Source organism: Arthrobacter pascens, assembly GCF_017052465.1.
GTDB lineage: Bacteria > Actinomycetota > Actinomycetes > Actinomycetales > Micrococcaceae > Arthrobacter > Arthrobacter pascens.
On record NZ_JAFHKT010000015.1, the window covers coordinates 1 to 306 of the forward strand.

General features: G+C 64.7%; 1 protein-coding gene. It reads left to right on the forward strand.

Annotated elements, in window-relative coordinates; all coding sequences use genetic code 11:
- A partial coding sequence (locus tag JYA52_RS00065; RefSeq protein WP_504739497.1) for a lipoyl synthase occupies positions 1–306 on the forward strand: 306 nt, incomplete at both ends.

Sequence of the window (306 nt, forward strand, 5' to 3'; positions counted from 1 at the left end):
GCCAAGGTCCAGATGGGCCCCGAGTTCGTCCAGCTCAAGAACCTGGTCAAGAAGGAAGGCCTCCACACCGTGTGCGAGGAGGCCGGCTGCCCCAACATCTTCGAGTGCTGGGAAGACAAGGAAGCAACGTTCCTGATCGGCGGCTCCGAATGCACCCGGCGCTGCGACTTCTGCCAGATCGACACCGGCAAGCCCTCCCCTGTCGACATGTTCGAGCCCACCAAGGTGGCCCGTTCGGTGCAGGCGATGCAGCTGCGCTACGCCACCGTGACCGGCGTGGCCCGTGACGACCTCGAAGACGAAGGC